Genomic DNA, 1,821 nt, shown 5'->3' on the forward strand with positions numbered 1-1,821 from the left:
AAGGCCTCGGGCAGAGGCCGGCCCTTCTGCTGGTGGATACCCGTGCCCGAAAGGGCCGCCCAGTTTTCTCGGGTAAGCCTGGCGACCGTCAGGCCTGACAGTTTCTCGAATTCCGGATTGGCGTAGACCACACGCTCCTCAGCGGTCAGGTCCGCAACGGCTATGGCGATCGGCACCTGGTCAAGGAATTTTTTGAACTGTTCGCTTTCCAGTGCGGTTGCAAGGTCAGGTGTGTCAAGCAACTGCTCGACCGCCTCGACCTTTTCTGAATTGGATGTCATTTGCGCGCCTGTTTTGGGCGTACAGTATCAATAATGCAGTGCGCCCGCAAAGCTGGAACTGCATCGCGCCGTGTCAGGCATCTGACTACAAGACGTGCGTCGCGCAACGGCCCGCGTCAAACGGACTCCGAGCGGCGCCTCGGCACGCCGACACGGGCCAGCGGCTCCGCGAAGCCCCACGGCGCGCGCACCCGCACATTCGCGCTGACTCCTCTTCGCTGCACGAAAAATAACGACACGCGGACGTTCCCCCGCGCGTAGATTCCGTGTCGAAGCAACCAAGACAGCGCAGCGTGAGGACTGCCGGTGTAGTTTGACGGCTTCGATCTCTAATGCAGGCCGAAAGGCGTCCAGAACGCGATCGCGCTTTCGTTTATCCGAGTTAAAAGGCACGTCATCGTTTCGCGCTATCAGCATCCCGCTCGTCGCGTCTCAGGAACTCGGTGGTGACCGTGCCGAGCTTGTTTTCCAGCCAGTCGGCCATCGCGACTTCCTCGCGGAGATTTTCTTCGCAGACTNGTGGTGACCGTGCCGAGCTTGTTTTCCAGCCAGTCGGCCATCGCGACTTCCTCGCGGAGATTTTCTTCGCAGACTCTCTGGACTTCGGCGTCGCCGACCTCGCCGGCCGCTGCGATGAGCATTTTGTAGCTGGCGATTTCCATGTGCTCGAATGTGTAGCTGGCCAGCGACCCCTTCATCACCTCGTCGCCTGCAAACATACCGCTGATGCTCTGCCCGATGGCGATTAACTTGCCGCCGGCGTCCTTCAGCGTCGATGATCCTTCCCCCANTGATGCTCTGCCCGATGGCGATTAACTTGCCGCCGGCGTCCTTCAGCGTCGATGATCCTTCCCCCATCCGATCGAAGCATTGTTCGAGACGTTCTGCCTGGTGCCTTGTTTCCTCCAGATGCACCCTCATCCGGTCGCGTAACTCGGGATAGTTTTCAAGACGCTCGATTTGGCCGCTCAACATGGTCTCGGCCTGTTCCTCCATGGCGTGAGCGTCGCGAAGCCACTGCGCCAGACGTTCTTTCGAGTCTGTCATGTCTGTCTCGGTTGGTCAGCATAGTTTTACTGCCACCGCAACGTCGCCACAGACCGTTGGTTCCGATCGCTCGGCGGGCTTTACATTTGTTGATCCGATGCTCCGGATAACACGATAGCCGGCGCCGCTTTGGTAGCTTTGTGGAAAGTTGAGCGCCGCTTGGCAGCATTGGGCTCAGACGCGGGCCGTCGCTACGGCCTGATCACGTAAGCCAGCTTCAAGGACCGTTCGAAACCCCGCAACCAGATCTGATCGGCCTGAGGACGAATATCGCCATCAGCGCAAAAAAAGCACAGCGGAGATTCCGGCGCCACACATGATGACTTTGCCGGTGCCGCGTTGCCCTTCCTCGCGAGGTATCTCATTCGCCATTGCACCGATCCTCACTTTGTGTGGTTCATCCGCTGTTAGTGGCGCTGTCGCTATGGGCGGGCATGCGAACAAAATCGAAATGGTCACCCGGCCCAGGGGTCAAGATTCTGGGTGTCGCGCT

2 protein-coding genes and 1 pseudogene are annotated in these 1,821 nt (G+C 59.2%); all 3 read right to left on the reverse strand.

Annotation, left to right across the window (positions count from 1 at the left end):
- On the reverse strand, window positions 1–281 hold a 281-nt coding region (locus tag X738_RS0145440; protein WP_031257200.1), incomplete at its 3' end, for a PAS domain-containing protein.
- 410 nt (window positions 282–691) lie between these two features.
- Window positions 692–1,000, reverse strand: a complete 309-nt coding sequence (locus X738_RS89660; RefSeq protein WP_023804293.1) for a DUF892 family protein — start codon at window positions 998–1,000, stop codon at window positions 692–694.
- A 121-nt stretch (window positions 1,001–1,121) separates the two neighbouring features.
- Window positions 1,122–1,328: pseudogene (locus X738_RS89665) on the reverse strand (DUF892 family protein); the annotation flags it as partial.
- Between the last annotated feature and the right edge of the window lie 493 nt (window positions 1,329–1,821).

This window comes from Mesorhizobium sp. L48C026A00, from assembly GCF_000502375.1.
Lineage (GTDB): Bacteria > Pseudomonadota > Alphaproteobacteria > Rhizobiales > Rhizobiaceae > Mesorhizobium > Mesorhizobium muleiense.